This window comes from Asticcacaulis sp. P2_C5, from assembly GCF_056404555.1.
Window position 1 is genome coordinate 122,360 of the sequence record NZ_JBFUDU010000014.1, and the last position, 26,288, is coordinate 148,647.

Annotated in this window: 21 protein-coding genes; 8 read left to right on the plus strand and 13 right to left on the minus strand. The window is 60.3% G+C overall.

The window, feature by feature from the left end; all coding sequences use genetic code 11:
• The first annotated feature begins 60 nt into the window (after positions 1-60).
• The 5 genes from AC1DXO_RS21975 to hflX all read left to right on the plus strand — a co-directional run bounded on the left by AC1DXO_RS21975 (position 61) and on the right by hflX (position 6,590).
• A complete protein-coding gene (locus AC1DXO_RS21975; RefSeq protein WP_476980336.1) occupies positions 61-2,382 on the plus strand; it encodes a sensor histidine kinase in 2,322 nt (773 codons plus the stop codon).
• The gene (gene ntrX, locus AC1DXO_RS21980) at positions 2,382-3,782 is read left to right on the plus strand and encodes a nitrogen assimilation response regulator NtrX (protein ID WP_476980337.1); all 1,401 of its coding nucleotides are present in this window, start codon (positions 2,382-2,384) and stop codon (positions 3,780-3,782) included. The genes AC1DXO_RS21975 and ntrX overlap by 1 nt, the downstream gene beginning before the upstream one ends.
• Before the next feature lie 157 nt (positions 3,783-3,939).
• Positions 3,940-4,803: a D-amino-acid transaminase gene (locus AC1DXO_RS21985; RefSeq protein ID WP_476980338.1), complete on the plus strand. Its 864-nt coding sequence runs from the start codon at positions 3,940-3,942 to the stop codon at positions 4,801-4,803.
• Positions 4,804-5,001: 198 nt separating this feature from the next.
• Positions 5,002-5,250: an RNA chaperone Hfq gene (hfq, locus tag AC1DXO_RS21990; RefSeq protein ID WP_189487146.1), complete on the plus strand. Its 249-nt coding sequence runs from the start codon at positions 5,002-5,004 to the stop codon at positions 5,248-5,250.
• Between the two features lie 23 nt (positions 5,251-5,273).
• Entirely contained in the window at positions 5,274-6,590 is a 1,317-nt protein-coding gene (gene hflX / locus AC1DXO_RS21995) for a GTPase HflX (RefSeq protein ID WP_476980339.1), read from the plus strand.
• 16 nt (positions 6,591-6,606) lie between these two features.
• On the opposite strand, the gene AC1DXO_RS22000 is transcribed toward hflX, so the two are convergent.
• Entirely contained in the window at positions 6,607-8,559 is a 1,953-nt protein-coding gene (locus AC1DXO_RS22000; protein WP_476980340.1) for a glycoside hydrolase family 43 protein, read from the minus strand.
• 266 nt (positions 8,560-8,825) lie between these two features.
• Between AC1DXO_RS22000 and AC1DXO_RS22005 the strand changes: the two genes are divergently transcribed.
• Together AC1DXO_RS22005 and AC1DXO_RS22010 are read left to right on the plus strand one after the other, a co-directional pair.
• Positions 8,826-9,179 (plus strand): MarR family winged helix-turn-helix transcriptional regulator, encoded by a 354-nt coding sequence (locus AC1DXO_RS22005; RefSeq protein WP_476980341.1) that lies wholly within the window; start codon positions 8,826-8,828, stop codon positions 9,177-9,179.
• A complete protein-coding gene (locus AC1DXO_RS22010; protein WP_476980342.1) occupies positions 9,179-10,735 on the plus strand; it encodes a DHA2 family efflux MFS transporter permease subunit in 1,557 nt (518 codons plus the stop codon). Before AC1DXO_RS22005 ends, AC1DXO_RS22010 begins: the two co-directional genes overlap by 1 nt.
• Positions 10,736-10,824: 89 nt before the next feature.
• Here AC1DXO_RS22010 and AC1DXO_RS22015 read toward each other — a convergent pair whose 3' ends face one another.
• The 11 genes from AC1DXO_RS22015 to tuf form a co-directional block, all read right to left on the minus strand.
• Entirely contained in the window at positions 10,825-11,886 is a 1,062-nt protein-coding gene (locus AC1DXO_RS22015) for a hypothetical protein (RefSeq protein ID WP_476980343.1), read from the minus strand.
• 85 nt (positions 11,887-11,971) lie between these two features.
• Positions 11,972-12,553, minus strand: coding sequence for a winged helix-turn-helix transcriptional regulator (locus AC1DXO_RS22020; RefSeq protein WP_476980344.1), 582 nt, complete (start codon positions 12,551-12,553; stop codon positions 11,972-11,974).
• Between the two features lie 150 nt (positions 12,554-12,703).
• On the minus strand, positions 12,704-13,327 hold the full coding sequence (locus AC1DXO_RS22025) for a DUF6438 domain-containing protein (RefSeq protein WP_476980345.1): 624 nt from the start codon (positions 13,325-13,327) through the stop codon (positions 12,704-12,706).
• A 45-nt stretch (positions 13,328-13,372) separates the two neighbouring features.
• Positions 13,373-13,915, minus strand: a complete 543-nt coding sequence (locus AC1DXO_RS22030) for a DUF6438 domain-containing protein (protein WP_476980346.1) — start codon at positions 13,913-13,915, stop codon at positions 13,373-13,375.
• A gap of 47 nt (positions 13,916-13,962) precedes the next feature.
• Complete coding sequence (mazG, locus tag AC1DXO_RS22035) at positions 13,963-14,745, minus strand: nucleoside triphosphate pyrophosphohydrolase (protein ID WP_476980347.1); 783 nt, start codon at positions 14,743-14,745, stop codon at positions 13,963-13,965.
• A gap of 20 nt (positions 14,746-14,765) precedes the next feature.
• Positions 14,766-16,109, minus strand: coding sequence for an MFS transporter (locus AC1DXO_RS22040; RefSeq protein WP_476980348.1), 1,344 nt, complete (start codon positions 16,107-16,109; stop codon positions 14,766-14,768).
• Positions 16,110-16,440: 331 nt separating this feature from the next.
• Entirely contained in the window at positions 16,441-17,541 is a 1,101-nt protein-coding gene (locus AC1DXO_RS22045; protein WP_476980349.1) for an SGNH/GDSL hydrolase family protein, read from the minus strand.
• 60 nt (positions 17,542-17,601) lie between these two features.
• Complete coding sequence (locus AC1DXO_RS22050; protein WP_476980350.1) at positions 17,602-20,694, minus strand: efflux RND transporter permease subunit; 3,093 nt, start codon at positions 20,692-20,694, stop codon at positions 17,602-17,604.
• 3 nt (positions 20,695-20,697) lie between these two features.
• Positions 20,698-21,600 (minus strand): efflux RND transporter periplasmic adaptor subunit, encoded by a 903-nt coding sequence (locus AC1DXO_RS22055; protein WP_476980351.1) that lies wholly within the window; start codon positions 21,598-21,600, stop codon positions 20,698-20,700.
• Positions 21,597-22,922, minus strand: coding sequence for a TolC family protein (locus AC1DXO_RS22060; protein WP_476980352.1), 1,326 nt, complete (start codon positions 22,920-22,922; stop codon positions 21,597-21,599). The genes AC1DXO_RS22055 and AC1DXO_RS22060 overlap by 4 nt, the downstream gene beginning before the upstream one ends.
• A gap of 225 nt (positions 22,923-23,147) precedes the next feature.
• The gene (gene tuf / locus AC1DXO_RS22065; RefSeq protein WP_476980353.1) at positions 23,148-24,332 is read right to left on the minus strand and encodes an elongation factor Tu; all 1,185 of its coding nucleotides are present in this window, start codon (positions 24,330-24,332) and stop codon (positions 23,148-23,150) included.
• Between the two features lie 673 nt (positions 24,333-25,005).
• Between tuf and AC1DXO_RS22070 the strand changes: the two genes are divergently transcribed.
• A complete protein-coding gene (locus tag AC1DXO_RS22070) occupies positions 25,006-25,365 on the plus strand; it encodes a VOC family protein (protein ID WP_476980354.1) in 360 nt (119 codons plus the stop codon).
• A 31-nt stretch (positions 25,366-25,396) separates the two neighbouring features.
• Here AC1DXO_RS22070 and AC1DXO_RS22075 read toward each other — a convergent pair whose 3' ends face one another.
• On the minus strand, positions 25,397-25,894 hold the full coding sequence (locus AC1DXO_RS22075) for a T6SS immunity protein Tdi1 domain-containing protein (protein ID WP_476980355.1): 498 nt from the start codon (positions 25,892-25,894) through the stop codon (positions 25,397-25,399).
• Positions 25,895-26,288: the final 394 nt, after the last annotated feature.

Here is a 26,288-nt window from a genome sequence, read left to right on the forward strand (position 1 = left end):
TTGATATTCGGACACAGTAGTGCGCAAATGTCACGAAATGAAAACAGATGGTCTTGGGTCTTGAAGGACACAGCGAAACGACGTCGAGGGCTGCATTTTCTGGCGCGCGGCCTGCGTGATATCCGCTCTGTGGGCTTGCAGCGCCTTCTGCTGGGCGCCGGCTACGGCGCGTCCATCCTGACGACGGTCTTTTGTATCGTTTGGCTGATTGTTGCCGGACCAGGCAAGGTCGGAACTAAGGCTGTCGTTGAGCAGGGCGGTCTGACGATTGATTATCTCGTCATTCTGATCTGCCTGAATCTAGTCCTCCTTCTGACCCTGATGGCTTTTGTCATCCGGCGTCTTATCGCCATTGCGCGAAGTCGCGGTGCCGATGCCGGCGCGCGCCTTCATCTGCGTTTCGTCTTTCTGTTTTCGCTCGCCGCCGTCGCACCCGCGACGATCGTCGCCCTGATGTTCGGCTTCCTGAGCCAGGGCCTCAATACCTTCTACGCCGGTCGCTTCCAGACGACGGTGGAAAATGGCGCTCAGGTGGCACAGGCCTATGTCGCGGTCCACGGCGAAGGTGTCGTCAACGATATTACCAGTTTGCAGCACGTCTTTGACTTGCCTGAGGCGCGCGCCCTGTTCCAGGACAGGGTCAAGTTTTCGACCGCCCTGCAGGAAAATCTCGACGCCCGGGAACATTTATCGGCTGTCTACATCATCGATCGACACGGTCAGATATTGGCGCGTGCCGAAAAGCCCAATGCCCCGCCTTTCGTCGCACCTTCGCAGAGTGAACTGAGTGAAGCCTTCGCCAAGGGCGGTGCCGGATCGAGCGGCGTTTACGGCGATCGGGTCTCCTTGCTGCTGGAAGGCTACGGCGGCGCCGTCATATATGGCGCAGAACCTTATCCGCCTGGATTCGGTACGAAACTCGCGGAAGCGGACAAGGCAACCCAGGAGTTGCGCGACGTCATGAAGAAGAATGCCCGCAACCAGGCTATCTTCTTTACCGCCTATTTCGAGGCCGTGCTTCTGGTCCTGATCGGCGCCATCTGGGGCGGGACGTCTGCCGCGGAAAGCATTGCCGTGCCGGTGGCCCGAGTTGTGCAGGCAGCGGGTAAGGTAGCAGCCGGAGACCTGAGCGCACGTGTCATGACAACCCGTCAATCCGAAGACATCGCCGTCCTGTCGCGCGCCTTCAACCGCATGACCTCGGACCTGCAGAGTCAGCAGACCGAGTTGAAGGCGGCCGGCGAAGAGGCGGAGAGTCGTCGCCGCTTTATCGAAACCGTCCTGTCGGAAATCAGCGCCGGCATTGTCGGCCTGGATGAGCATGAGCAGGTCTCAGCTATCAACCGTCACGCGGCCAATTTCCTGGGCGTCACCTCAAGTGAGGCGATTTCCCTCAGAATTCGCGAATTGGCGCCTGAAATTGTCGAACTTCTGGACAAGGTTTCGGTGCACCGTGTCGAAGAGCAGGAGGTCGATCTGGTCCGCCGCGGCGAAACCCGGCGCGTCCGCGTTCGTATTTCCGGACTGGAGACCGGCGGCGCCGTTCTCACCTTCGACGATATTACGCGCCTGATCGCGGCCCAGCGCAACGCGGCGTGGAAGGATGTGGCCCGTCGCATCGCGCACGAAATCAAGAACCCGCTGACGCCGATCCAGCTTTCGGCCGAACGCCTGCGCAAGAAGTACCGCGGTCAAATCACCACAGACGTCGAGACCTTCGATCGTCTCAACGATACCATTATTCGTCAGGTCGGCGATATCGGGCGCATGGTCGACGAGTTTTCGTCCTTTGCCCGTATGCCTGCGCCGAATTTTGCCGAGGAAGAGGCGGCGGAACTGGTCCGGTCCTGCGTCTTCTCGCAACGCGTTACGCGCGCCGATATCGCCATCGAAATCGTCGAGCCCCTGCCTGAGATCAAGGTGGTGTGCGACGGCCGCATGCTGGGCCAGGCCCTGGGAAATGTGTTGAAAAACGGCGGTGAGGCCATATCGTCGCGCCTGATGCGCGACCGCGGCTCCGATGCCATTACCCCGGCCGACGGTATTGTCGGTCACCTGCGCGTCGAGATGCACCTGGAAGAGGGCTTCCTGGTCATCGAGGTCGAGGACGACGGCATCGGCCTGCCGGAAAAGGATCGCGATCGCCTGACCGAACCCTATGTCACGACGCGGGAAAAGGGCACGGGCCTCGGCCTGGCCATTGTGAAGCGCATTCTGGAAGACCACGGCGGTGAGTTCTACCTGAATGATGCTGTGTACCTAAGCGGCGCGCGGGCTGTCCTGCGTCTGCCGCGCTACCAGGTGGGTGTCAACCTGCCTGCGACCGATAACTCCGGCTTGGCCGGGGCTAAACTGCTGAGCCAAAAGATGGTGAGATCCTAATGAAAGTATCGTCTGGCGTTGATATCCTCGTTGTCGATGACGAGGCCGATATCCGGGAACTGATTGCCGGCATCCTCGAGGATGAAGGTTATGCGGTGCGAACCGCGGCCGATTCCAACGCAGCCTTGCGCGCCATCAAGGCTCGCAAGCCTTCCCTGTGCGTCCTCGATATCTGGATGCAGGGTGGCGGGCTCGACGGGATCGAATTGCTGGGTGTGATCCACGAACTGGATCCCGACATCCCGGCCATCATGATCTCCGGTCACGGCACCATCGAAACAGCCGTTACGGCCATCAAGAAGGGCGCTTTCGATTTTATCGAAAAGCCGTTTAAAACCGAACGCTTGATCATGGTTGTTCAGCGCGCGCTTGAACTGACATCGCTGCGTCGTGAAAACAAGCGCCTGCGTTCCCAGGCCGTGGTGCCGGACGGCCTGATCGGCAATTCGGCGGCGGCGCAACTGCTGCGCTCGACGATTGCCAAGGTCGCGCCGGCCAATTCGCGGATCATGATCTCCGGCCCCGCCGGATCGGGCAAGGAACTGGTCGCCCGGATGATCCATGAAGTCAGTCCCCGCGCCAAGTGCGAGTTCGTCCCAATCTCGGCCGCCGGCATGACACCGGAACGGCTGGATGTCGAACTGTTCGGCGAAGAAGGCGAGGGCGGCAAGCCGCGCAAGATCGGTGTGTTCGAGCGCGCCCACGGCGGCACCCTGTTCCTTGACGAAGTCGCCGACATGCCGCCGGAAAGCCAGAACCGCATCTTGCGCGTACTGGTCGAACAACGCTTTGTCCGCGTCGGTGGCGCCCAGGACGTCCAGGTCGACGTCCGTGTGATCTCATCGACCTCAAAGGACCTGTCGCAGGAAATCTCGGCCGGGCGGTTCCGCGAAGATCTGTTCCATCGCCTCAATGTGGTGCCTGTGCGCGTGCCGGGCCTGTCGGAACGGCGCAGCGATATCGCGGAACTGGTGTCCTATTTCATCGATCGTATTGCAGCGGCGCAGGGCTTGCCCAAGCGCACCCTGTCGGAAGACGCCATGGCGACTCTCCAGGTCCATGAATGGCCCGGCAATGTCCGCCAGTTGCGCAACAATATCGAGCGCCTGCTGATCCTGGCTTCGGGCCATCCGAACGAACCGATTACCGCACAGATGCTGCCCAGCGAAGTGGTGGAATCGGCGGTCGCCGGCGCCATCCGGCCGGAACGCATCATCGCCCTGCCGCTGCGCGATGCCCGCGAGGTCTTCGAGCGTGAATATCTGTCGTCGCAGATCGTGCGTTTCGGCGGCAATATTTCCCGCACAGCGACCTTTATCGGCATGGAACGTTCTGCTCTGCACCGTAAGCTGAAATCGCTGGGCCTGGCCCATATCCGTCCGGAAGAAGAAGACGCCTGACGGTAAGAAGTTTAACCGCAGATTTCGCCGATTAGCGCAGATTTTTCAGAGCTATATCTGATTCATTTGACGTAAGGTTTTGCTTATGAGGCCTTCGGCATCCCTGCGTAATCGTTAGGTCTCTTCACCCTATCTCAAGTCTTTAAAGAATCTCTCCATGTCCCGCATAGCCTATGTCAACGGCGCCTATGTCCGCCAGAACGAAGCCGTCGTATCGATCGAGGACCGTGGCTATCAGTTCGCGGATGCTGTCTATGAGGTGTGGTCGGTCTTCGATTGCCGTCTGGCCGACATGGATGGTCATATGAACCGCCTGGAGCGTTCCCTGGGCGAATTGCGCATTGCCATGCCCATGTCACGCCAGTCGCTTCTGATCGTGCTGTCGGAGGTCGTTCGCCGCAATCGCATTCGTGAGGGTATGGTCTACCTGCAGGTCAGCCGTGGTGTGGCGCCACGCGACCATGTCTTTCCAATGCACACGCGGCCGGCAGTCGTGGTCACAGCCAGACCCGTCGACCGTATCGCTGCAGCCAGGAAGGCCATGACGGGCATCAAGGCCATGTCGACACCGGATATTCGCTGGGGACGCTGCGATATCAAGACGGTTGGTCTGCTGCCCAATGTCCTGGCCAAGCAGGCTGCGAAGGAGCAGGGCGCCGGCGAGGTTATTTTCGTCGACGATGAGGGCTACGTGACCGAAGGCGGGTCGACCAATGTCTATATGGTCGATGCTGACGGTGTCATCAAGACGCGCAGCCTGGAAGCCAATATCCTGGCTGGCGTGACGCGACTCACCCTGATCGACCTGATCGCTGACAACGGTATGGATTTACGCGAGGAGGCCTTCACACTGGACGAGGCCAAGGCCGCCTCCGAGGTCTTCATCACGGCCGCGACCAGCCTGGTCATGCCCATTGTCGACATTGACGGGCACCGCATCGGCGACGGCCAACCGGGCCCTGTGGCAAGCGGCCTAAGGGATTCCTACATCGCCCGCGCCCGACGTACGGCCTTGGTCTGACGCAAGATGCAGGCTGAAAAATAAATTTACCGCAATGCGGTTGAAAACGCTGCGATTATTTGCCTATTATCCAGGCGTATTCCGAGTGGTTTCGCGTTTCTCCCAATAAGCGAACCCAATATGCTACCTCTGAATGCGATTCTGTCTGTGTGGGGTGTATTGTGCGCCCCAAATTTGCGAAACGAGAAGGGCCGATCAATGTCCCACGACAAGAAACAAAACCTGCAGGACACGTTTTTGAACAGTGTCCGCAAAACAAAAACTCCCTTGACCATCTTTTTGATCAACGGCGTCAAGCTGCAGGGCATCGTTAGCTGGTTTGACAATTTCTGCGTGTTGCTGCGTCGCGACGGCCAGTCGCAGTTAGTCTACAAGCATGCGATCTCGACCATCATGCCTGCGGCACCTGTGCAACTGTACGAACAGGAAGACGATTCCGATGATTGATGCCCCAATTAGGGGAATCATCGTTGTCCGATAAATTCATCGATCACGCGCCTGACGTGGTGCGGGCTGTTGTCGTCGACCCGGATATAGCCCGTGGTTCGGGCGAGGCAGCTGTGCGCCTGCATGACGAGTCACGCATGGACGAGGCTGTCGGCCTTGCCCTGGCGCTGGATCTCGTGATCGCCGGATCAATTAGCGTGCGCGTCCGCAAGCTCAATCCCGCCACCCTGTTCGGCCAGGGTAAGGTTGAAGAAATCAAAGCCTTATGTGAAGAAGCTGAGGCAACGCTTTGTGTTATCAACGGCGCCCTGACACCGATCCAGCAGCGAAATCTCGAAAAGGCGCTGGACGTCAAGGTCGTCGATCGCACCGGCCTGATCCTTGAAATCTTCGGCCTCCGGGCCCGGACGCGCGAAGGCAAGCTGCAGGTCGAACTGGCGCGCCTCGAATACGAAAAGTCCCGTCTGGTCCGCACCTGGACCCACCTGGAACGCCAACGCGCCACCGGCACGACCGGCGGACCGGGCGAAACCCAGATCGAACTGGACCGGCGGATGATCGCCGACAAGATCAAGCAGCTGAAGACCGAGCTCGACGAGGTGCGCCGGACGCGCAACCTGCACCGTACCCAGCGCAAGAAGGTGCCCTATCCGATCGTTGCCCTGGTTGGGTATACGAACGCCGGAAAGTCGACTCTGTTCAATCACCTGACCCATGCCGAAGTCATGGCCAAGGACCTGTTGTTCGCCACGTTGGACACCACCTTGCGCACGCTGAAACTACCCAACGGACGGTCGGCCATACTGTCGGATACGGTGGGGTTCATCTCCGATCTGCCGCACGAGCTGGTGGCAGCCTTTCGCGCGACCCTGGAAGAGGTCGAACAGGCCGACCTGATCCTGCATGTCCGCGATGTGTCCAATTCGGAAACCGAGGCACAGAAACAGGATGTCGAGCAGGTCCTGCTGCACATCCTGCCCAACCTCGACCGCGCCCGCATGTTCGAAGTATGGAACAAGATCGACCTGTTGGACGATGATTCCAAAGAGGTTTTCAAATCTCGTGCTGTAACTTCACGCGATGCACAAAAGCCCATGCCGGTATCGGCGGTCAGCGGCGAGGGCGTCCCGGCGCTGCTGGCCAAGATCGCCGCCCTGGTCGACGCTGCGGGCGAAGAGGTCGATATCGTTCTCGAACCGCATCAGGGCGACGTCCTGGCATTTCTATACGCGCAAGGCCGCGTATTGGACCGTCACGAGGACGCCGAGGGACGCGTCCATCTCAAGGTCAAGCTCAGCGACCAGGCCTATGGACGCTATGAAAGGCTGGTCGGAGCCTAATCCCGCTTTGTCGGGCTTAGTGCCAGCTAAACCGCGTACCGTCCTGGCTGCCAGGCGCCGGGCCGGGGCTGTCGGCACGCAATACGGCGCCGTCGGCGCGTAGATAGCGATTTGTTTTCAACGACATCAGCACGATTTCTCCCGTGAGGGTTTCACTCCACTGGAAGGTCTGTGACGGTCCGTCCTGCGCCAGCGCCAGATTGACGACGCCTTCCTCGACAACGGTCAGATAGCGGTCGCCTTGTTTCAGGCTCACCCTGCCTAAACCACGGTCGACCACTTCGACGGCTTGGCCGAGCCAGGGCACTGCACGGCCGTCAACCGCCGCGAAGGTGATCGCCTTACCGTACGGGATAGGCTTCATCGCCTGGGCATCGGGCTCGGCGACATCGATGGAATCGAAATCGGCATAGCCGCCGGCCTTGCCAGCTTCATTGAAGGCGAACAGGGCATAGCGCACGCCCTGAAAGGTCTTCAACTGAAACGCCATAGTAAAATCGTCTCCCAAGGCTTTGAAAGTCTTGCCATCTGTCGAGTAGCTGAGCGTGGCTTTCTCGGTCATGAAATCGCAATCGGCACGCAACCAGATGCGCTTTGCCGTGATGGCTTCACGCACCGGCGCGCCTGTTTGCTCGTCGTGGCGTGTGACGAACAGACCGTCCTTCGCCCGTTCAACGCCGATCCAGCCATAGGGACGGTTCAGCAGGGCCAAGCCTGCAACGTCGCCAGGCTTCAGGCCCGACAGGTCTACCGACACAGTTGGGGTCGATCGCGGACCTATGGCGCGTTGAGTCAGCGAATTGCGGGCGCTGAGGAAATCCCTGGCCGGCTGGGTATGCAGGCGCAAATAACCCGGCCGCTCCGATAGCGACCATTTTCCGTCCAGCGGGACATGGTTCCACTGCCATACCGGCTTTAGGGCGTGACCCGAAAAATCGTCGCTGCGATCGTAAGGCACGTGCGGCGCCGATTCAGGCGCCTTGGGCTTGACCCAGGTTCGTGGGGTGCGCGTCAGGTTGCCGGGCAGGCCGAAATACGGCCAGCCGTCCTGCCAGGTAATCGGCGACAAGGCCGTCAGGCGCCCAACAGAGTTCGCGTCGTACATCGACCAGCCCCACCATTCTCCAGCCGGCGTCTGGACAAGGCCGCCCTGGTGCAGCGAGCCCCAACCGTGTTCAGTGGGATCGGGCGGGTTGAGCTTGAAAGGCGGCGCGTCCCCGCCGACGCGATAGCCGCGCGTCAGGCCGAAGTCTTCGTCGCGGCTGATGGCGAGATTGACCTCGTACGGGCCAGTCGGTGACGAAGATCGTGCGGCCGCCATACGCATACCGTTCCACTCAGCGCTGGTGATGAAATAGGTCTGGCCGAACTTATAGAAATGCGACCCTTCGCCCATGCCGTCGCTTTTCGGGATGATGATCTGTTCCGTGCCGGGGACGATGTCGGTCAGGCTGGCGTCCAGTTGGGCGAGGTGGATATCCTGGTAGCCCCAGACGACATAGACCTTGCCGTCATCATTGAACAGGACCGATAGGTCGTGCAGGGTGCGCTTCATCGCCGTCCGCGTCCACGGTCCGCGCGGATCCTTCGCGGTCAGCAATTGGGTCGTGGCGCCATTGACATTACTGAAGATATAGAAGGTGCCGTCGTGATAGCGGAAGCAGGGCGCCCAGAACCCCTGGCCGTAGATGCTCTTGCCGTCCTCGAGACGATAGGCAGGGCCCAGATCGAGCTTGTCGGCGGCGTAGGTGAGGAATTCCCAGTTGACCAGGTCGCGCGAATGCAGGATCGGCAGGCCCGGCATGGTGTGCATGGTGGTGCCAGTCAGGTAAAAGTCGTCGCCGACGCGGATCAGGTCAGGATCGGAAAATTCATCGTAAAACAGTGGGTTGGTATAGGTTCCGTTGCCGTTATCGGCATGCCAGGTAACCGGCTGGGCCACGGCTGCACCCAAGATCGCCAGCGACATTGCGGCACTTGCCAAGATCCAACTACGTAATTTCATTATTTCCTCGGCATGTTTATTTTGTCTGACAAATAACCGGATCTGGGCATTCGGGCAAGCCCATTATGCGGACCGCGGCAAATCTTCCGTTGGCTCTTGTCAAGCTGCAGACTCAGGACTAGATAGTTAGTAATCTAACTATTAGCTTTCTTACCATGACTCCTGAAGAACGATTTTCCGCCGCCTTGCATAACAGCGCACGCCTGTGGCGTATGGCTTTGGATCGGCGCATGAAGGATTTGGGAATCTCCCAGGCGGGCTGGCTGGCGGTCGCCTATATCGCCAAGGCGACCGGGCCAATATCGCAAAGCGAACTGGCCGGGCTGCTGGCGGTCGAGGCCGCCACCCTGGTCACTACCCTGGACAGGCTGGAAAAGGCCGGCCTGGTAGAGCGCACGCCATCACCGACAGACCGTCGCGTCAAGCATCTCGTACTAACGACGGATGGCCAGGCGCTCTATACCAAGGTGCGCGAAAAAGCCGACGCCATGCGGGTCGAACTACTCCGCGATATCGACGCGGCTGAACTGCACAGCGCAACACTACTCCTTGAAAAACTACAGTCGCTTATTGAGATATCCTGATGTCCGGCGTCACCTCTGCACCTGTGAATTCGGAGCCTCTTAACCGGCCGATGATCACGATCTCGATCATGGGCGCGACCATCATCCAGGCGATCGACGGCACGATTGCCAATGTCGCCCTGCCGCACATGCAGGGCAGCCTGAACGCCTCTTCCGACCAGATCACGTGGGTGCTGACCTCGTTCATCGTCGCCGCCGCCATTGCCACGCCCTTGACGGGTTGGCTGAGCGACCGATTCGGCCTGAAGCGCCTGTTCCTGGTGTCGATCGCCGGCTTCACCCTGGCCTCGGTTTTCTGCGGCATCGCAGGCTCAATGAGCGAGATGGTCGCCGCGCGCCTGTTGCAGGGTATATTTGGTGCCGCCCTGGTGCCCTTGTCGCAATCAACCCTGCTGGACATCAATCCACGCGAAAAACACGGATCGGCCATGGCGGTCTGGGGCATGGGCGTCATGGTTGGGCCCATTCTCGGACCGACGCTGGGCGGCTGGCTGACCGATTCCTATGACTGGCGCTGGTGCTTCTTCATCAATGTGCCGATCGGGCTGGCCGCCTTGTTCGGCATCTGGCGCTATATCCCCAAATCGATTGCCAAGCGCAGCATCCGTTTCGATGTCTTCGGTTTTGCGGCCTTGAGTCTGGCCATTGGATCTTTGCAGATGCTCCTGGACCGCGGGCAGCAGAACGACTGGTTTTCGTCGACCGAGACCTGGATCGAGGCGATCATCACCCTGTTGAGCCTGATCTGTTTCATCATCCACACCGTCACCCTGCCGGCCGGCAAGTCGTTTTTCGACTATCGTTTGCTGTTCAACCGCAACTTCTTCACCGGCCTGTTGTTCATCTTCATCGTCGGCATGGTGCTGTTTGCCACGCGCGCCCTGATGCCATCGATGCTCCAGGGCCTGATGGGCTATTCGGCGGTCGATGCCGGCATTGTCACCGCGCCCAGTGGCCTTGGCACCATGCTGGCCATGCTGATCGTCGGACGGCTGGTCGGCAAGGTCGATCTGCGCCTAATCCTGGCCGTGGGCTTCGCCTTGACCGCCGTGTCGCTGGCCATGATGTGCCGATACACCATCGTCCTGTCGAAGGGCGACATCATCTGGCCGGGCATTATCCAGGGTATCGGCATGGGTCTGGTCTTCGTTCCGCTCAGCGCGGCTTCCTTTGCGACCCTGGCCGGGGAGTTGCGGCCCGACGGCACCTCGATCTTCAGCCTGGTGCGCAATATCGGCAGCAGTATCGGTATCGCCATGGTCCAGGCGCTTCAGGTCTCCAATGCCCAGAAGGCGCACGAGGGCCTGGCCAGCATGATCACGCCGACCAATCGCGCCTTTCAGGACAGTATCTATGCACAAAGCGGCGTGGCCGGTTTGTCGGCCATCAACACCGAGGTGACGCGCCAGGCCAGCATGATAGCCTATGTCGATAACTTCTGGCTGATGCTGATCCTGACCCTGCTGGTCATTCCCCTGCTTTTGCTCATCGAGGCGCCAAAGAAGAAGGCGGGGCCAGCGGAGAAGGAGCATATCGATCTGGCGGCGATGGAGTAGCGGAAATCTCCTGCAGCTTAGTTGTGGCTTCGCCGTTGATCTGAGACGGCATTAGGAAAGGCAAATATATAACTCATTTATTTATATTTTTAGGACTTTACCAGAGCGCTGTCGAGCCACTGCAGACCCGTGAGCGTTCCAGGTCCGAATACATCGCCGCGCCATGCCGGACCATACAGGCGATCTACCACCAGAAACAGGGCAAGGCCCTCCTTCTGGCTCCACCATTTGCTGCGTCGGCCAAATCCCGACATGGCCGCGTCGGGCGCGAGCGCCGCGCCGTCAGAGCTAATCAACCATTCGAAGCCCTGCCACTGCCCGGAACCCTCGAGTGTCAGGAAAACATCTTCCGCTTCGGCAAGATAGGCATCCTGGCCCGTAAACCAGCGACTCTGCCGTTCGGCAATCAGCTTCCGCGCCGCTTTTGCCAATTGACGCGCGGTGGCATCATCCGGAGCAGCCGCAGCGCTAAAGAGCAGATCGGTTTCACGCTCGACCGAGGCTTTGAACTCAGGTTCGCTTTCGAAACGTTTCTGGATGCTGTCGTCGCTGAATGAGTCGGGCAAGGCGTTGCGAAGCGACAGATCGGTTATCCGCTGCATATAGGTGTTCAGTTGCAGAATGTGCGAGCCTTCGTGGAGCATGACCGCCGTCATCAGGGTTTCGAGCCCCATGGGGCCGCCTGGAACACCACCCTGTTGCCAAACGCTGGGGGTGGACATAACGAAAAAGCCGGTCTGATTGTCGCCACCCGCAAACGAAGTCACGCCCGCCGGCATTCTTTGTCCATCCGGCAGAGTCACCATTCCGTCGTGCGGCGAAGCCGTCCAGGTTACCGGACCCGCCGACTGCATCGCATCGTCGCTGGTCAGCATGCATTGGGAGTCGAAGATAATGGCAGTGCGGCGCCGAATTCCACCCGGCGGACCGAGGCGAGAAAGTCTGTTGCGCCAAGCGGTAACAGACCTGTCGAGCCACGCGCGGTCCTCGGCCGACACGCCGCAAGCCTGGGGTGCGGTCGCCGTCACCGATTCAGCGGCAATACCGGTCGTGACCGGCAGGCACGTCGCCAGAATGGCGATAGCCGTTGTTGCGCCGAGCACAGCCCGCGTGACAGGACCCTTACAAGTTTTCGGAATAATGCTCTTCATGCCTAGCCCCGTGACAGTCCGGCGCTAGCTTGCCGCCATAGCATGGAGTTGGCAATCCCGATTGGGACTATACCGAACCGCCCTGTCAAAAAAGGCTTAGCGTCTCATCACCGGGCTCGCGCCTCTCGGTCTTGCGGACCGGTTTGGCGCGGACCTTGGGCGCCGAATGGCGGATCAGGCGTGTCACGAAGGCCGGTTTGTTGCGCTGCATGTCGAGCACAACCTCCTTCGGCATCTCGACGCGCTTTTCGTGCTTGATGCTGAACAGCGCGAGCTCGACCAGCAATGGCGCGAGATCGGCGCCCTTTTCCGTCAGAGCGTAGATGAACTTGCGCGCATCGGCCGGATCCGGGCCCTTGCTGACGAGGCCGTGTTGCTCGAGACGCACGAGTCGGTCAGCCAGGATATTGGTGGCGATCTTTTCTTCTGAACGCAAAAAGGCCTGATAGCCCGTGTGACCACGCAGCATCAGGTCACGGATGATCAGCATGGTCCAGGAGTCGCCGATCAGTTCCAGGGTCAGGTTGATCGGGCAGCGCGAGCGATGCGACTTGTCGGGCTGAATTTTCGCCGCCGGCTTTGCCGGAGCCGGCGCCGCGCGTACCAGTTTCGACCGGGGCGCCTTGCCAAGGGCAGGGGGCGGCGTGGCTTTTGTCGTGCGTTTCATACGTCGGTCACCGGTCGTTTTGAGGGCTCACGGCACCTCTTAAGCGGCCGGCTTGCGATTCGCAATCAGCAAGGCAAATTAACTGCGCATATGCAAGCGATCATACATTTTGCTTGTTTCACACAAGGGGTATCTAGCGACACTTTCGGATTACAAGCTATCCAGTTTCCCCTTATAAGGCTTAGCTTTGCGCATAAGTTCCTGTGTTCGCCCGTCGCCGCGCGCCAGGCTGTTGACCTGGGTCAAAGCTTCCAACTGCGTCACACTTTCGGAGACGCCAGGGTCATCCAGCGCCTGGTCGCTGTCCGGTTTCCATTTCAGGCAGCCATTGCGGTGCGTCTCGTTGTGCATCTGAAGGATGACGAGACAGGAGCCACCATTACGGCTTGGGCCGGCGGGCATGGGTGTGGACCAGAAGGTGGAGACCGAGAAGTCACGCATGAAATCGTGCAGGGGTTCATCGGCGACATGATAGGTATAGGTGCCCTTGATCCGGGTGTCGCTGGTGCTTTTGTAGATGACCGTGCCGTCACCGAAAACGTCCAGTCGGTAGGCAGGACAGCCACCGGCTGGATTCATCGTTTCGCACGGATATTGGATATAGGTGATATGGCTGCGGCGCAGTTCCTGTTTATCGTGCCAGGATTGGAAGGCCGGCGTAAAACCCATCGCGGCTAAGGCGGCTACCAAAATAGCGCCGGCGATCAGAACGAGCCGAATAATCTGAGGGTCGAAGTTCAGGTTAAGCTTGAGTCTGAATTTGCGATTTGCCATGGCCTATCGTAACCGGCAACTGCAACAACACCAATTACCGCGGCTTTACGGAAAATGGTCGGCGGCTAATGGGCGAACTACATCATTGGGAGCCAGGGTGGTGGGTGCGGGATGAAGGCCTGTGGCGCGAACCCGGCCTTTTGCTATATCAGCCACACGCGTCGCCAGTTCTACCGCCGAAATCGGTTTGGCAATTTCGAGTGCCGTTTCGTTGCAGCTATGGCGGACCGACATTTTCTGCCGTCCCGATGTCAGGGTCAGGGTGCAGACGGGCTTGGCCGGATCGACCGCATAGCCGTTGACTTTCAGATCGAAAAAACGGGCCCGGTCGAAGACGCGCAGCATGCGTCGTACGGCGAATTTGGATAGCTTATAGCGATATATTCCGTTCAAACCCGTCACAGAGCGACCCTGATACACAGTTGCACCATTAGCCAGAACGTCGACCTGATACGCCGGACAGCCGAACGCGCAGTCATGCCGTTCCAAGGTGATGTGGGTATCAGTGTCGATATGGCCCTGACCGACCGAAAGATAGAAGGCGATCATCAAGCCGGCGCAGAGCGCGACACTAGCTATCATATTCATATGGCGCTTTGATCGGCCAGACTTCGGCAGCAGCCTATGCGGCCCGGTCATGACTGGGCTTCGCGTTCCGTGCTTTTGGCCGCGTTCCACAGGGCGTCCATTTCTTCCAGGTTAGATTGGTCGGGTGTGCGACCCCGATCGGCAAGAGCGGCTTCGATCGACTGAAAGCGGCGAACGAATTTTCGGTTGGTCAGGCGCAGCGCGTCTTCAGGTTCTACATCAAGTTTTCGCGCCAGATTGGCCAGAACAAACAAAATATCGCCAAGCTCCTCACGTGCCTTGGCAAGATCGCCTTGCGCCAACTCTGCCTTCAATTCCTGTGTTTCTTCGTCCAGCTTGTCGACTACCTCGTGCACGCTGGGCCAGTCGAAGCCAACCCGGGCGGCGCGTTTGGTCAGCTTGGCAGCGCGCGTCAGGGCCGGCAGGCCGATCGGCACATCATCGAGAATGCCGGTCTTGTTCTTGGCCTTGCGTTCCTGAGCCTTGGTGACCTCCCAGGCCACCGTCTGTTCGTCTGCATCGCGATGGCCAGCGTCGCCGAAAACGTGGGGGTGGCGGCGGATCAGCTTTTCCGACATGCCGGCCGCGACGTCATTGAAATCGAAAAGGCCCTGTTCCTCGGCCAAACGGGCATGAAAGACAACCTGGAACAACAGATCGCCCAGTTCCTCCTTCAGGTCGCGCATGTCCTGGCGCTGGATGGCGTCGGCGACTTCATAGGATTCCTCGATCGTATAGGGGGCAATAGTCTCAAAGGTCTGCTCCTTGTCCCACGGACAACCGCCGACCGGATCGCGCAGACGGCGCATGACCTCAAGCAGGCTTTGCATTCCTTCCGCCGGCGCGTCCATCACAGGATTTCCTTTGCTTTCAGTTCACTCATGATTTGGGCGTGGCGTTCCGGCGTCAGATTATAGCGCATCATCGACAGCGCACCGAGGATCAGGAAAATGACCGGCAGGCCGATGAAGAAGATCTCGACCCAGATCACGGCGCCCGGCGGGCTGGCCGCGGGATTCTTGACGTTAAAATGCAGCAGGCCCAGCAGGGTGATGGTCAGGGCGGAGATGGCATAGCCGACCTTGGTTGTCGCCGACAGGATGGCCATCAGCGTCCCTTTGTGATCGTGGCCGGTTTCGAGCATGACTTCGTCGCCTATATCGGCCATCAGCGCCCGCGTAAGCAACAAAGACGCAGCGTAGGGAATGCCGTTGGCAAAGGTCATCATGGCGCAGACGATGAAATTGCCTTTCGGTGCAAAATACATGGCGCCGTATAGCGCAGCAAAAAGTACGCTGGACCAGATCAGGGCCGTATGCTTGCCCAGGCGCCTGGATGCCCAGGTCCAGATCGGCGCGCCTGCAATCCCGGCGACGAAATAGAGCAGCATGGCTATGCTGCATTGCATACGGGTCAGGCCCTTGGCCTCTTCGAAGAAGTAGTAGAAGAGGGCGGCCATGACACCGGGCGCCAGGCCCATGAACAGATCCGCCCACAGGATGCAGCGGACGTTCTTACGCTTCCACATATCGAAATAGTGGCTGAGCTTCAGGTCGTGAGTAGAGGTATTCGAGACCTTTTCCGGCACACGCCACAGCGCAATGCCGATCGACAAAGGCAGGGTGAGCATGATGAACAGGCCCATGATCTGCACGCCGAGATTATAGGAATAGCCCAGGGACTGAGCGGCAACCGGGATAATGGCCGCCATCAGGATTCCGAAGATATTGCCGACCTGCCACCAAGCAAAGATGCGCGAACGCTCATTATAGTTGGTAGAGAGAACGGTACCCCAACTGGCTTGGCTGAGCGCGGCGATCGAGAAGCCGACATAGAGAACAAACAGCCATAGGCCGAGATAGATTGTGCCTACGCCCTTGTGTGCCAGGAAGATAAAGCCCGTGCTGACAAACAAGATCGGCAGGCAGATCAGCATCCACAGCTTGAAACGGCCGAGCTTGGTGCGCGTCCGGTCCATGAAATAGCCGAGCGGCGGATCGATCAGGATATCGAAACAGCGCACGACCATGAAGACGATGCCGACCACAGCGCCCAACTGCAGTTGCGTGCCGTAATATTCCGGCAGAATGGCGACGATCGGCAAGCCCAGCGCCGCAAAGGGCACGCAGGGTCCGATAAAGGCCAGCAGCCGGCCGAATGGCACCTTGTCCGTTTCGGATCCCCCCGATGCCATGTTCCTGCTCCCGTTCCGCGTGACGGCAAATCGCCTGTTGGGAGTCTTAAGCTGCGTCAGGCGATTTGCCAAGCGTTGGCAGTCGTTGATCTTACAGATGAGAAGCCGGTCAATATTGAGTATTGCCTAGGGCTGGGGGACAGGTCTGAGGACTGACGGATAGAAAATTGATAACAAAGGTTAATTTTCTCACCGCCAGCCGGGCTAAGAGAGCCGGGGGGAGGGCCCGGAGTGCGACTGTCCTGGTCCGGATGGAGACCTTGTTCGCCGCCGAATCCAGTGTGGCGCCATTTGCCGTGATGGGTGGCCGGGTTACGATATCTGAATTGGGTTACCGGCCCTGCCAGAGCTCGGCATGGGCCTCGAAATAGCCGGTCAGTTGCTCGGCAATGCGTTTGTCATCCGTCGTGTCGAGATGCCAGTCGCAGCCGTTCAGGCCGAAGCCATCGAGCCCCAGTGTATCGATCCGCGTTTCACCGTCCGCCTTGAGCCGGGCGGCGACCTTGATGACCTCTTCGGCAACCGTTGGACCTTCATACATGGTGAGCAGGAAGAAGGCTTGCGGGTTTTTCGCACGCAGAGCTTTGACGAAGGCAACGAAAGTGTTTTCGTAATCGGCGCGCAGCGCTGCATCGTCCGGCCATTTTTCACCGGGTTTGACCGGCGTCGAGAAGTCGTTGCCGCCTAGGCCAATAACGATGACCTGGGGTTTCCAGGCAGCGTCTTCGTAGCGTTCACTCTTGTCATAAAGGCTATAGGGATAGAGTTCCGGCAGGGAGTCGCCGGCAAAGCCGTCGTAGTTGCGCACAATGCCGCGGCCGGAAAAAGCGTTGATCTGGTAGTCGGCGTTAAAATGTTTGGCGGTCAAGGGCCCATAGGCCTGCTGCGTGTCCGTGGACAGGCGCAGTTCTTCGGGCGTGCATTGGCGTTTGCCCGAGGTGTTGCCGTAGCCGACCGTGTAAGAGTCGCCGATAAATTCGATCTGGCGTGTACGGACGGGCAGGTCGCCAAACTGCCCGTTCGGCAGGTCGAAGCCCAAGAAGGCAGCGGGTTCACCTTGGCTTTCGCTCAGTTTTTCGAGGCGCAGGGTGTGCCAGCCGGCTTTCAGGCTGGTAACGTGGTAGGGGAAGGCGACATTGGCCGGGCGATCGATGATGACCGGGGCGTTGTTGTCGATCAGCAGGCGGTAGCGGCTATAGCCGTCGGTAGTGGAGATATCGATGGCTTGGCCCTTGAAACGCGTTTCGAAATAGACGCCGGGCCATTGGTACCTATGGAAGGGGCGGACAACGATCGTGGGGCCTCCTGGCGTGGAGTGTTCGGCCTGGCCGGTGTAGGTCGTGCGCCCGCCGATATGGAAATTTTCCTTGCACAGGGCCGGCGTGGCGCAGGCCATCGCCATGGCAGCGAACAGGGCGCTCAAGATCTTCATCGGTTTCCTCCGGCAACTTTGTCTTTACGTCAGCTAGTGTCGGGTTCCCGGAAGGTGGAGTCAAGCGTCTCGGCCCCGACCAAAGCGCCAGATCATGGCCGGCAGAACCACAAGACTCATGATGGTCGAGGTAATTAGCCCGCCCAGAATAACGATCGCCATGGGACCTTGGATCTCGCGTCCCGCCTGGCCTGTGCCGAAGGCCAACGGCAGCAAGCCCAGCGCCGTGACCAGGGCGGTCATCAGGATGGGCGTTACGCGCTCACGCGTGGCGAGCATAATGGTCTCCAGGCTCCACGCGTGGCCGTCGTTCGTCAGTTGTTGGGTATGAGCCAAAAGCAGGATGGCGTTGCGCGCAGCGACGCCGATCAATGTCACGAAACCGACGAGTGATCCCAGAGAAAGGCTGCCGCCGGTCAGGGCGACCGCGATCACCCCGCCGACCAGCGCGAAGGGCGCCGAGGCGATGATCAGGCCGACGGCACGGGCATTGCCGAAAGCCAGACTGAGGAGCGCGATAATACCGACGATCGCCATACCTGTGTTGAGAAGCAACTCTTGGGTTGCCTTTTTCGCCTCATCGGCGACACTGACATATTCGACATAGACCCCGGGCGGCAGTTTGACATGCGCAGCTATGCCGGCCTGGGCAGCCTTGGTCACGGCAGCGACATCGGACGGCGCCGGATTGGCGGTAACGGTTTCGACCAGGCGGCCGCCATTGTGCTTAATGATGGTGCGGCTTTCATCCAGCGTCACCTTGGCAATATCACCGAGGCGGGCAATGGAACCGCCTGGACCACGGACCAGCAGGTCGCTGACGCCTTCCGGGCTCTGGCGCAGTTCGTTGGGCAGGGTAACGGCGACGTCGAGCGTACGGTCGTTGCGGTAGATCTGCGCGGCATTGGTACCCTCGTAGGCGCTCTGGACCGCGCCCAGTATGTCGACGGGCGTGAGGCCATGCTGGGCTGCGGCAACACGGTCGATATCGATATGGACGCTTGGGGTCGACGGTGGAGTCTGGATCTGGACGTCGCCAGCCGACTTGATCTTTGACAGTTCCGCCGACACCTGCTCCGCGGTAGTGGCAAGCGTATCGCCGTCACCACCATAGATGTTGACGGCGAGGGCGGCAGTTTCACCGGTCAGGGACTCGCCGATGCGATCTCCGAGAAAGGTGAGGACTTCGGTTTTCAGGCCGGGATAGCCGTCGAGGACCTTGTGGATGGCGGCCTCGACTTCATCCTGTTTGCCGCCCGACAGGTGGGGCTTGAGTTCAACGTGGAACTCGCTCTTCTCAGGTCCCCAGGTGTCTTCGCCACCTTCCGATCGGCCGATCTGCTGCTCGACCGAGGCTATGCCGTCTATAGCCAGAATCTCCTGCGAAATGGATTCGCCATAGCGCCGCATGACCGACAGCGAAGTACCGGGCTGGGCCGAAACGGCAAGGACAAAGTGCCCTTCCTTGAACGACGGCAGCAGTTCGCTGGGGAAGAAGAATAGTCCGATGACGGCCAGGAGGCTGACCAGGCCGGAAACGGCGAACAGAACCTGCGGACGGAGGCAGATTTTTTCCAACACTCCGGCATGCCAGGTCTTGAGGCTGACCAACAGCCTGGGCTCGTTCGGCAGTACCGTCCTGCGCAGGAAGATCAGGCTGAGCGCCGGCGTGACGATGATCGCCACCGCCAGGGAAATCAGGGTCGACAGGATGAAGGCGAAGGCGAGAGGGGCGAAGAATGCGCCCTGCAGACCATGCATCATAAGCACCGGCACGAGGATCAGCGCAACGACCAGGGTGGCGTAGATAACCGGGGACCGGACCTCGAGCGAGGCATGCAGGATGGTCTCAGCGATGCCGGTGCTTTCGGGGCGTTCGCGCAGGCGGTGGACGATATTCTCGACGTCAATGACGGCGTCGTCAACCACGACGCCCAGGGCGACGGCGAGGCCACCGAGGGTCATGGTGTTGATACTGAGGCCCATGCGGTCCATCAGCATGACGGTTGCCACGAGCGAAAGCGGAATACTTACAAAGGATATCAAAACCGTCTTAATGTTACGCATGAAGGCGAACAGGATGACGGCAATCAGTACGGCGCCGATCAGCAGGTCGTCCATTATGCCCCTGAGCGCCGTTTCGATGAAGTTGGCCGGGCGGTGCAGATTGGCCGACATGGTTATGCCCTGAGACTTCAGGGCCGGCGCCATCTCGGCCAGGGCGGCCTCGACGTCGCGCGTGACCTTCAAGGTATTGGCGCCGTATTGGCTGGACATCGAGATCAGGACGCCGGGCTGCCCCATGACGACGGCGTCGCCGAAGTCGGGCGCCGGAGCTTCGACCACTTCGGCGACGTCACCAATGTGAACAACAGCCGACGGCGTGCCGGGCGCGTTACCCGTCGCCGCCGCCAAAGGTGTGGCGGCAATATCGGCCACTGTTGCGGCCTGAGCGCGCGGTTCGACCAGGATGCGTTGCTCGGAGGTATCGATAAAGCCGCCGCCGCTCAGCGCCGTCGAGGTCTGGGTTGCTTTCAAGACATCATCCAGGCTGAGGCCGCGCGCCGAGAGTGCGTCCGGATTGACCCTAACCTCGATACGCCGGACGCTTCCGCCAAAGACGGTGGCGCGGGCAACGCCGGGGACAGCCATAAGGCGCGGCCGCAACTGCCACTGAACGAAGTCGCGCAGGTCCTGCGGGTCCAGCTTTTCACTGACAAAGCCGACCTTGAGCAGATCCATGGTCGATGAGGTCAGCGGCACGACCTTCGGCGTCCCAGCGCCAGCAGGCAGGTTGGAAGCGGCTTCGCTCAGCGCTTCGGCGACGATCTGCCGCGCTCGATACGGCTCGGCGCCTTCCTTGAAGCTGACAGTCACCAGGCTGAGCCCTTGGATCGACTCCGAACGCACGCTTTGCACGCCTGCGGCACCGTTGATCGCCTGTTCCACCGGCCGCGTGATCAGTTGTTCAACCTGATCGGCGGCCAAGCCCGGCGCCTCGGTCTGGACCACGGCCTGCGCCGGCACGAAATCCGGAAAGACGTCGTAGTTGGCATGAACCAGCGTCAAACCGCCAGCGATCAGCAGCAGGCAAATAGCCAGGGCCACCAGCCGGGCATGATTAAGGCTGAGACGGACGAGGGCGCTCAGCATGGCCTATTCGCCCGCCAGCGTAGATGTAGCGGCCGTCAGGAGGGCGGAAGCGCCCTGGACCACGACCTGTTCGCCGGGCTGGAACCCGTCGCCGACGATCAGGCCGTCGGGGGTGACCTTGGTGGCTGTAACGGGACGCTGCACAAAGGCCTGCGGACCGGTCTTGACGAAGGCATAGATCTTGCCGCCGCTGCGCAGGAGGGCAGCATTGGGGATCAGCAGGCCGCTGCTGCCCCCACCATTATAGAGCGTGGCCTTCATGGTCAGGCCGTTGCTGAGATAGGCAGCGTTCGGGCCTGTGACCAGGCTCATTAATCCGGGCGACTGCAGGCGCTGGTCGGCGGTGCGGGCAATGCCCAGTACGCGCGCTTCGACCGAACCGAGCGCGCCCAGGTCCAGCGTCGCCGATCGTGCGCCCTTCAGTCCCTGGCCGGACGGCGTGTCGATGCGCACCAGGGCGGCGCGACCCGAGGCCAGGTCGCCGCCCAACTGGCGCAGGGCCTGGTCGGACAGGTTCGAGAAATAGGTGCCCCATTCGAGAGCCAGGCGCTGTTGCAGCAGGGTGACCCTGGCCTGGTCGGCGTGGGCGGCAGCGACGGCCGCTTCGGCCACCTTGGTTGCTACCGTAGCGTCCTTGGCGAGGGCTTGGGTGCGCGTCGCCTCGACCTGCGACGCATTATAGGCCGACTGTGCCGTCGCCAGCTCGCTGAGAATCGTAAGGAGGGGAGTCTGGTCGACGACGCTGGCAAAGCCGGTGACCGAGTCCGAACTGTGCGCCGCCTGGATGGGCGCGACACGGAGTTGCAGGCGTGTCTGGGTTTTGGCGTCAAGTTGCAGTGGCTTGTCCTGCGCATGGACAGCAGATGCGGCCAGAAGAAGCAGCAAAGCGAAGGGAAAGGGTTTCACGGGCGCGCCTCTTCAGCAGTCTTGGTCATGACGTCGGTCAGTATCTGGGTTTCGGCGGGATCGAAGGCCAGGTGCAACGCGTCCTCCAGAGTCAGCCGGTCGTTGCGCGCGGTGCGTTCGGCCTGGATCAGGTTGAGTTCCGTCTGGGTGGCGTCGATCTGGGCCAGCAGGTTTTCCGTCTGGTCGATTTCGCCGGCGTTTTTCATCCGTTCGGTGCGTGCGGCCATGTCCCGCGACGTCGGCAGGTCTGTCCGGCGAATAGTATCGGCCGTTGCAGCATCGACCTCATAGGTTGATGCAGCCTGCAGTGCCGTGGCGCGGGCCGTCTTGACACGATCCTCCAGCGTCTTGCCGGTGGCGACCCGTGCTGACTGGGCGGCGTCGATGGCGGCACGATTGCCGTCCAGCGGCGGCAGGGTGAGGTTAAGCGCGAGCGGAATCTTGACCACGCCACGCTCCCAGGTGTAGCCGGGCTGGATAGTGATATCGGGATACTGCGCCGCCACGGCCAGCCGCAAATCGTTTTCCGCGAGATCATAATCGGCAACGGCGAGAAGAACGTCCGAACGGACATACAGCGATGTTTCGACCATGGTCTCGATCTGCGCCGTGTCGAGCGGGGTCAGGGGCTGAGGCAACAGTTCCAGGCCCTCAACATCCGCCGGATCGGCATCGAGCGCCCGGGCCAGGGCAGCCATGGCCTGCAGGCGGCGGTTTTGCGCCTGGGCCAGGACCTGGCGGGCGGCCGACACATCGAGACCGGCCTGGGCGACCAGGCCATTGGCGTCCTCGCCGTGGGTCACACGCTTTTCCATATGGGCCTGGAAGGCCATGCGTTGTTCTACCAGGGTTTGGGCCGCCGTGATTTCATCGCGAGCGAGGCTAAGGTCGCTGATCGACTGCATAAGACGCTGGCGCGACGCCCATACCGCTTCGCCCAGGGCGTAACGCGCCTTGACAACCGCCAGATCGGCCGACGTGTTCCGTGCCTTACGCTTGGCGCCGATATCGAGCGGGATGCCGACAGCGCCGCCGTACAGCCAGGGTTTTTGCGGGTCGGAATCCTTCGAATATTCCGCCGTCAGGCTCAGGGTCAAAGGCGGCAGGTTACGGGCCGCTTTTTGCGCCGCCATCGCCGACGCAAGGGTGGCGCGCGCCGCGGCGACCGCCGGGTCATGGTCGAGGGCCAGGCGAAGCAGGCCAGGGACATCGTTGCCTGGCGGCAGGTCGGGGCGATGGACGGAGTAGGCACCCACCGTGCCGACCGTGACAGGCGCAGGCGCATAGGTGGCACAGCCGGCCAGCAACACGGCTCCCGACATCGCAATCGCCAGACCTGATTTGCCTAACGAAGTCAAAGGCATTGGGACGTATTTTCTCATTTCGAATAAAGCCTGACCGCGAGTATGAGCCGATTCAGGCAAGTTGCGTTTTGTTTTCTGAGCTCCAGCCCCATCAGTAGCAGAGTGAGTCCTATTGAGATTGCCCCACGGGCGCTTCTTAAACCTACTCCCGGCGCCGGAATAATCCGACGCCGGGAGCTTTGCTTAGGCCAGGACTTCGGTCACCAGGCCCGCGCCGACAGTCTTGCCGCCTTCGCGGATGGCGAACCGCATGCCGGTCTCGATGCCGACCGGCTTGCGCAGATCAAAGCTGATCTCCGCCTGGTCGCCGGGCGACACCACACCGTCGTCGGCAACCGTAATGACGCCGGTGACGTCGGTAACGCCGAAGAAGAACTGCGGCTGGTAACCGTCGCCAAACGGCGTATGCCGGCCACCTTCTTCCTTGGTCAGGACGAATATCTGCGCCTTGCCGCGGGTCCGGGCCTTGATGGCGCCGGGCACGGACAGGACCTGGCCGCGTTCGACACCGTCACGCTTGAGACCGCGCAGCAGGAGGCCGACATTCATCCCGGCACGCGCCTCCGGAATATCCTTCCGGAAAGCCTGGGTGCCGGTGACCACGACTTCGCGGCCGCCGTTGTCGAGGCCGACAATCTCGACCTTGTCGCCGACCTTGATGACACCGCGTTCGACACGGCCGGAGACAACCGTGCCCCGGCCTTCGATCGTGTGGACACCCTCGATCGGCATCAGGAACGGACTGTCGAAGTCGCGTACCGGATCGGGGATGGCGCGGTCGAGCGCCGCCACCAGATCGACAATGCCCTGAACGGCAGGATCGACCAGGTCACCGCGCGTCACCGCTTCCAGTGCCTTCAGGGCACTGCCGAACACGAAGGGCGTATCTTCATAGCCCTGGGTTTCGAGCAGCGCCGCGGTTTCGAGCTGGATCAGCGCCATCATGTCTTCGCGCTCATCCTCGGCCAGGGCGTCCAGCTTGTTGACGAACACGATCATATGGCGGACGCCAACCTGCCGCGCCAGCAGGATATGCTCGATCGTCTGTTTCGCCGCGCCCTTGGTGGCGTCGACGAGCAGGATCGCGCCGTCCATCTGGGACGCGCCTGTGATCATGTTTTTCACATAGTCGGCATGGCCGGGACAGTCGATATGCGCATAGTGGCGCACTTCGGACTCGTACTCGACATGGGTCGTGTTGATGGTGATGCCGCGGGCCTTTTCTTCCGGCGCGCGGTCGATCTCGTCGAACGACAGGCCCTTGCCGCCCAGACGCGCCGCCTGAACCTGCGTGATCGCAGAGGTCAAGGTGGTCTTGCCATGGTCGACGTGGCCGATTGTGCCGACATTCACGTGTATCTTGGTCATGAGTTCACGCTTACTTCCTTCTTTTTTAAAACGCCGCCGAAACCGGGTGATCAGTCCGGGCCCGACGGCCATTGGCATTTGGCGCGCCAAATCGGGGGAGGGGCCGCGCACCCTTTTGCGGGAAGTGGCGCGGCCCAAAACAAAAAACTCGCCGAGCGGAACCCGGCGAGTTGAAAAAGATCAAACCCGGAGACCGTCAGCGGCTCCGGGCACAGGCACGGAGCGTCAGGTTGCGATTGCCCATGCGGCATCGGCGGCGCGCGGAGCTTCCGCGAGCACAATTTCCGAGACGCTGAGCAGCGACATGGCCGGCATGGTTACAATCCTTTTGTGCGCCCGTTCCGAGGCGTGGGCCTTGAAATCCGGGCATGAAAAAACCCTGGAGGAGAGACCTGCCAGGGTTCGAACGAACACGTGAGAGGCCCAGCCCCTCGGTTAACGAGAGACGTTATGTGGTGGTGCTAAACGATTCATATCCGTATCTGGTCATGGGCGGGCAGATAACACCTGTCATTCGTCAATACAAGCCCCGCGCAGAATGATCGTCACATTTGCAACTTCATGTGACATCTTAACTGCGCAGATCTAACCGTAGGACGACGTCGCAACGGATAGCCATGCCGGACAGAATATCGTAGCCTGTGCTTCGACGCAGTCTGATCAGGAGGTTGACATGCCCGTAACTGGAATTGGTGGCTTATTTTTCCGGGCGAAGGATCCCAAAGGCCTGACGGACTGGTACCGCACGCACCTGGGTGTCACGCCGCCGAGCGCGGAGAGTGTGTGGCAGCAGGAAGCCGGCTCGACGGTGTTTATGCCCTTTGCGCCAGACACGGATTATTTCCCGGCCGACAAGCAGTGGATGATCAATTTCCGCGTTTCGGCGCTCGACGATCTGCTCTCCAACCTGCGAGGTGCGGGGATCGAATGCAAGACGGATCCGGCCTGGGATTCCCCGGAAATGGGCCGTTTTGCGCGCATCTTCGACCCAGAAGGCAATGCCATCGAACTTTGGGAACCGCCTGCTGAATAAGCATAAGACGGGTGGGCGGTAGCGTGCCGGGCTAGTCCACGACCTTCATCCTGACTTGGCCGCCATTGGGCACATTTCGCACTTGTTCATGGACAGACCCAGTCAAGGTGAGCCACTCTTGCGCTGACACGACAAATGCATTCTCGACAATATATTTGCCGCCTTCGAAGATTGGCAGGATAGTGAAACCGTAACATTGACCAGGACCAGCTATCTTTCCTGCGTCATGGAGTTGCTCTACGAGCGGCGGGAGAAACCAATTTTCGACACGGCTAGCCCAGGCGTCGTCGCGCGTTCCGCCGAGAAATGTGTGAAATTCGTCGGCGCTGTTCGCGACCTTCACAATGAGCCCAGTACCGCATTCCAGCCAATGGACGTCGCCGGCTTCCTTTTCCAGGAAGATGCCACCAAACATCGACGAGAATATGATTTTCCAAGGGCCGGGGACCAGCCACTTCCACGCCAAGGCGGTTTGTTCGGCGACTTGCCGGTCTGGCACGAACATGATTTTGGACCAAGCCAGGTTCATTAGAATGCTCCGATCTCCGCGGAATCTTATAGCCTGGCTAACCGATACCGCAAGGTCTGTGCGTCCACATGGCCAAATCCGACCAGGGGAGACTGTGACGACTTAATTGCGCAGCACTGACATTTGCATTTTGCAGCTACATAGCTTGTCTAGGCCGATTAGAGATGTCGCAGTTTGTGCCAGATAGAAGTGTCAGTGGCACCGACGGTGGGGTCGGGCGGCGGGGGCGCGAAGCCTTCAAATCGCGCAGAGCCCAACCGCCGACCGATGCACTGGTCGCTCAGCTTCGTCTTCCGAGTGCGCCGTCAGGCGCGCGAGGCACGTAGGACACCTGCTGGGGGAGCCGTTCGGAATCCTGTGAAGATGGATTGTGGACACTATCGAGGGAGCAGAG

Bases quoted from the DNA above. Each gene is read 5' to 3' on its own strand.
- ntrX (WP_476980337.1), top strand. From the start codon at position 2,382: ATGAAAGTATCGTCTGGCGTTGATATCCTCGTTGTCGATGACGAGGCC.
- AC1DXO_RS21985 (WP_476980338.1), top strand. From the start codon at position 3,940: ATGTCCCGCATAGCCTATGTCAACGGCGCCTATGTCCGCCAGAACGAA.
- hfq (WP_189487146.1), top strand. From the start codon at position 5,002: ATGTCCCACGACAAGAAACAAAACCTGCAGGACACGTTTTTGAACAGT.
- AC1DXO_RS22000 (WP_476980340.1), bottom strand. From the start codon at position 8,559: ATGTCGCTGGCGATCTTGGGTGCAGCCGTGGCCCAGCCGGTTACCTGG.
- AC1DXO_RS22005 (WP_476980341.1), top strand. From the start codon at position 8,826: ATGAAGGATTTGGGAATCTCCCAGGCGGGCTGGCTGGCGGTCGCCTAT.
- AC1DXO_RS22010 (WP_476980342.1), top strand. From the start codon at position 9,179: ATGTCCGGCGTCACCTCTGCACCTGTGAATTCGGAGCCTCTTAACCGG.
- AC1DXO_RS22015 (WP_476980343.1), bottom strand. From the start codon at position 11,886: ATGAAGAGCATTATTCCGAAAACTTGTAAGGGTCCTGTCACGCGGGCT.
- AC1DXO_RS22020 (WP_476980344.1), bottom strand. From the start codon at position 12,553: ATGAAACGCACGACAAAAGCCACGCCGCCCCCTGCCCTTGGCAAGGCG.
- AC1DXO_RS22025 (WP_476980345.1), bottom strand. From the start codon at position 13,327: ATGGCAAATCGCAAATTCAGACTCAAGCTTAACCTGAACTTCGACCCT.
- AC1DXO_RS22030 (WP_476980346.1), bottom strand. From the start codon at position 13,915: ATGAATATGATAGCTAGTGTCGCGCTCTGCGCCGGCTTGATGATCGCC.
- mazG (WP_476980347.1), bottom strand. From the start codon at position 14,745: ATGCAAAGCCTGCTTGAGGTCATGCGCCGTCTGCGCGATCCGGTCGGC.
- AC1DXO_RS22040 (WP_476980348.1), bottom strand. From the start codon at position 16,109: ATGGCATCGGGGGGATCCGAAACGGACAAGGTGCCATTCGGCCGGCTG.
- AC1DXO_RS22045 (WP_476980349.1), bottom strand. From the start codon at position 17,541: ATGAAGATCTTGAGCGCCCTGTTCGCTGCCATGGCGATGGCCTGCGCC.
- AC1DXO_RS22050 (WP_476980350.1), bottom strand. From the start codon at position 20,694: ATGCTGAGCGCCCTCGTCCGTCTCAGCCTTAATCATGCCCGGCTGGTG.
- AC1DXO_RS22060 (WP_476980352.1), bottom strand. From the start codon at position 22,922: ATGTCGGGAGCCGTGTTGCTGGCCGGCTGTGCCACCTATGCGCCTGCG.
- tuf (WP_476980353.1), bottom strand. From the start codon at position 24,332: ATGACCAAGATACACGTGAATGTCGGCACAATCGGCCACGTCGACCAT.
- AC1DXO_RS22070 (WP_476980354.1), top strand. From the start codon at position 25,006: ATGCCCGTAACTGGAATTGGTGGCTTATTTTTCCGGGCGAAGGATCCC.
- AC1DXO_RS22075 (WP_476980355.1), bottom strand. From the start codon at position 25,894: ATGAACCTGGCTTGGTCCAAAATCATGTTCGTGCCAGACCGGCAAGTC.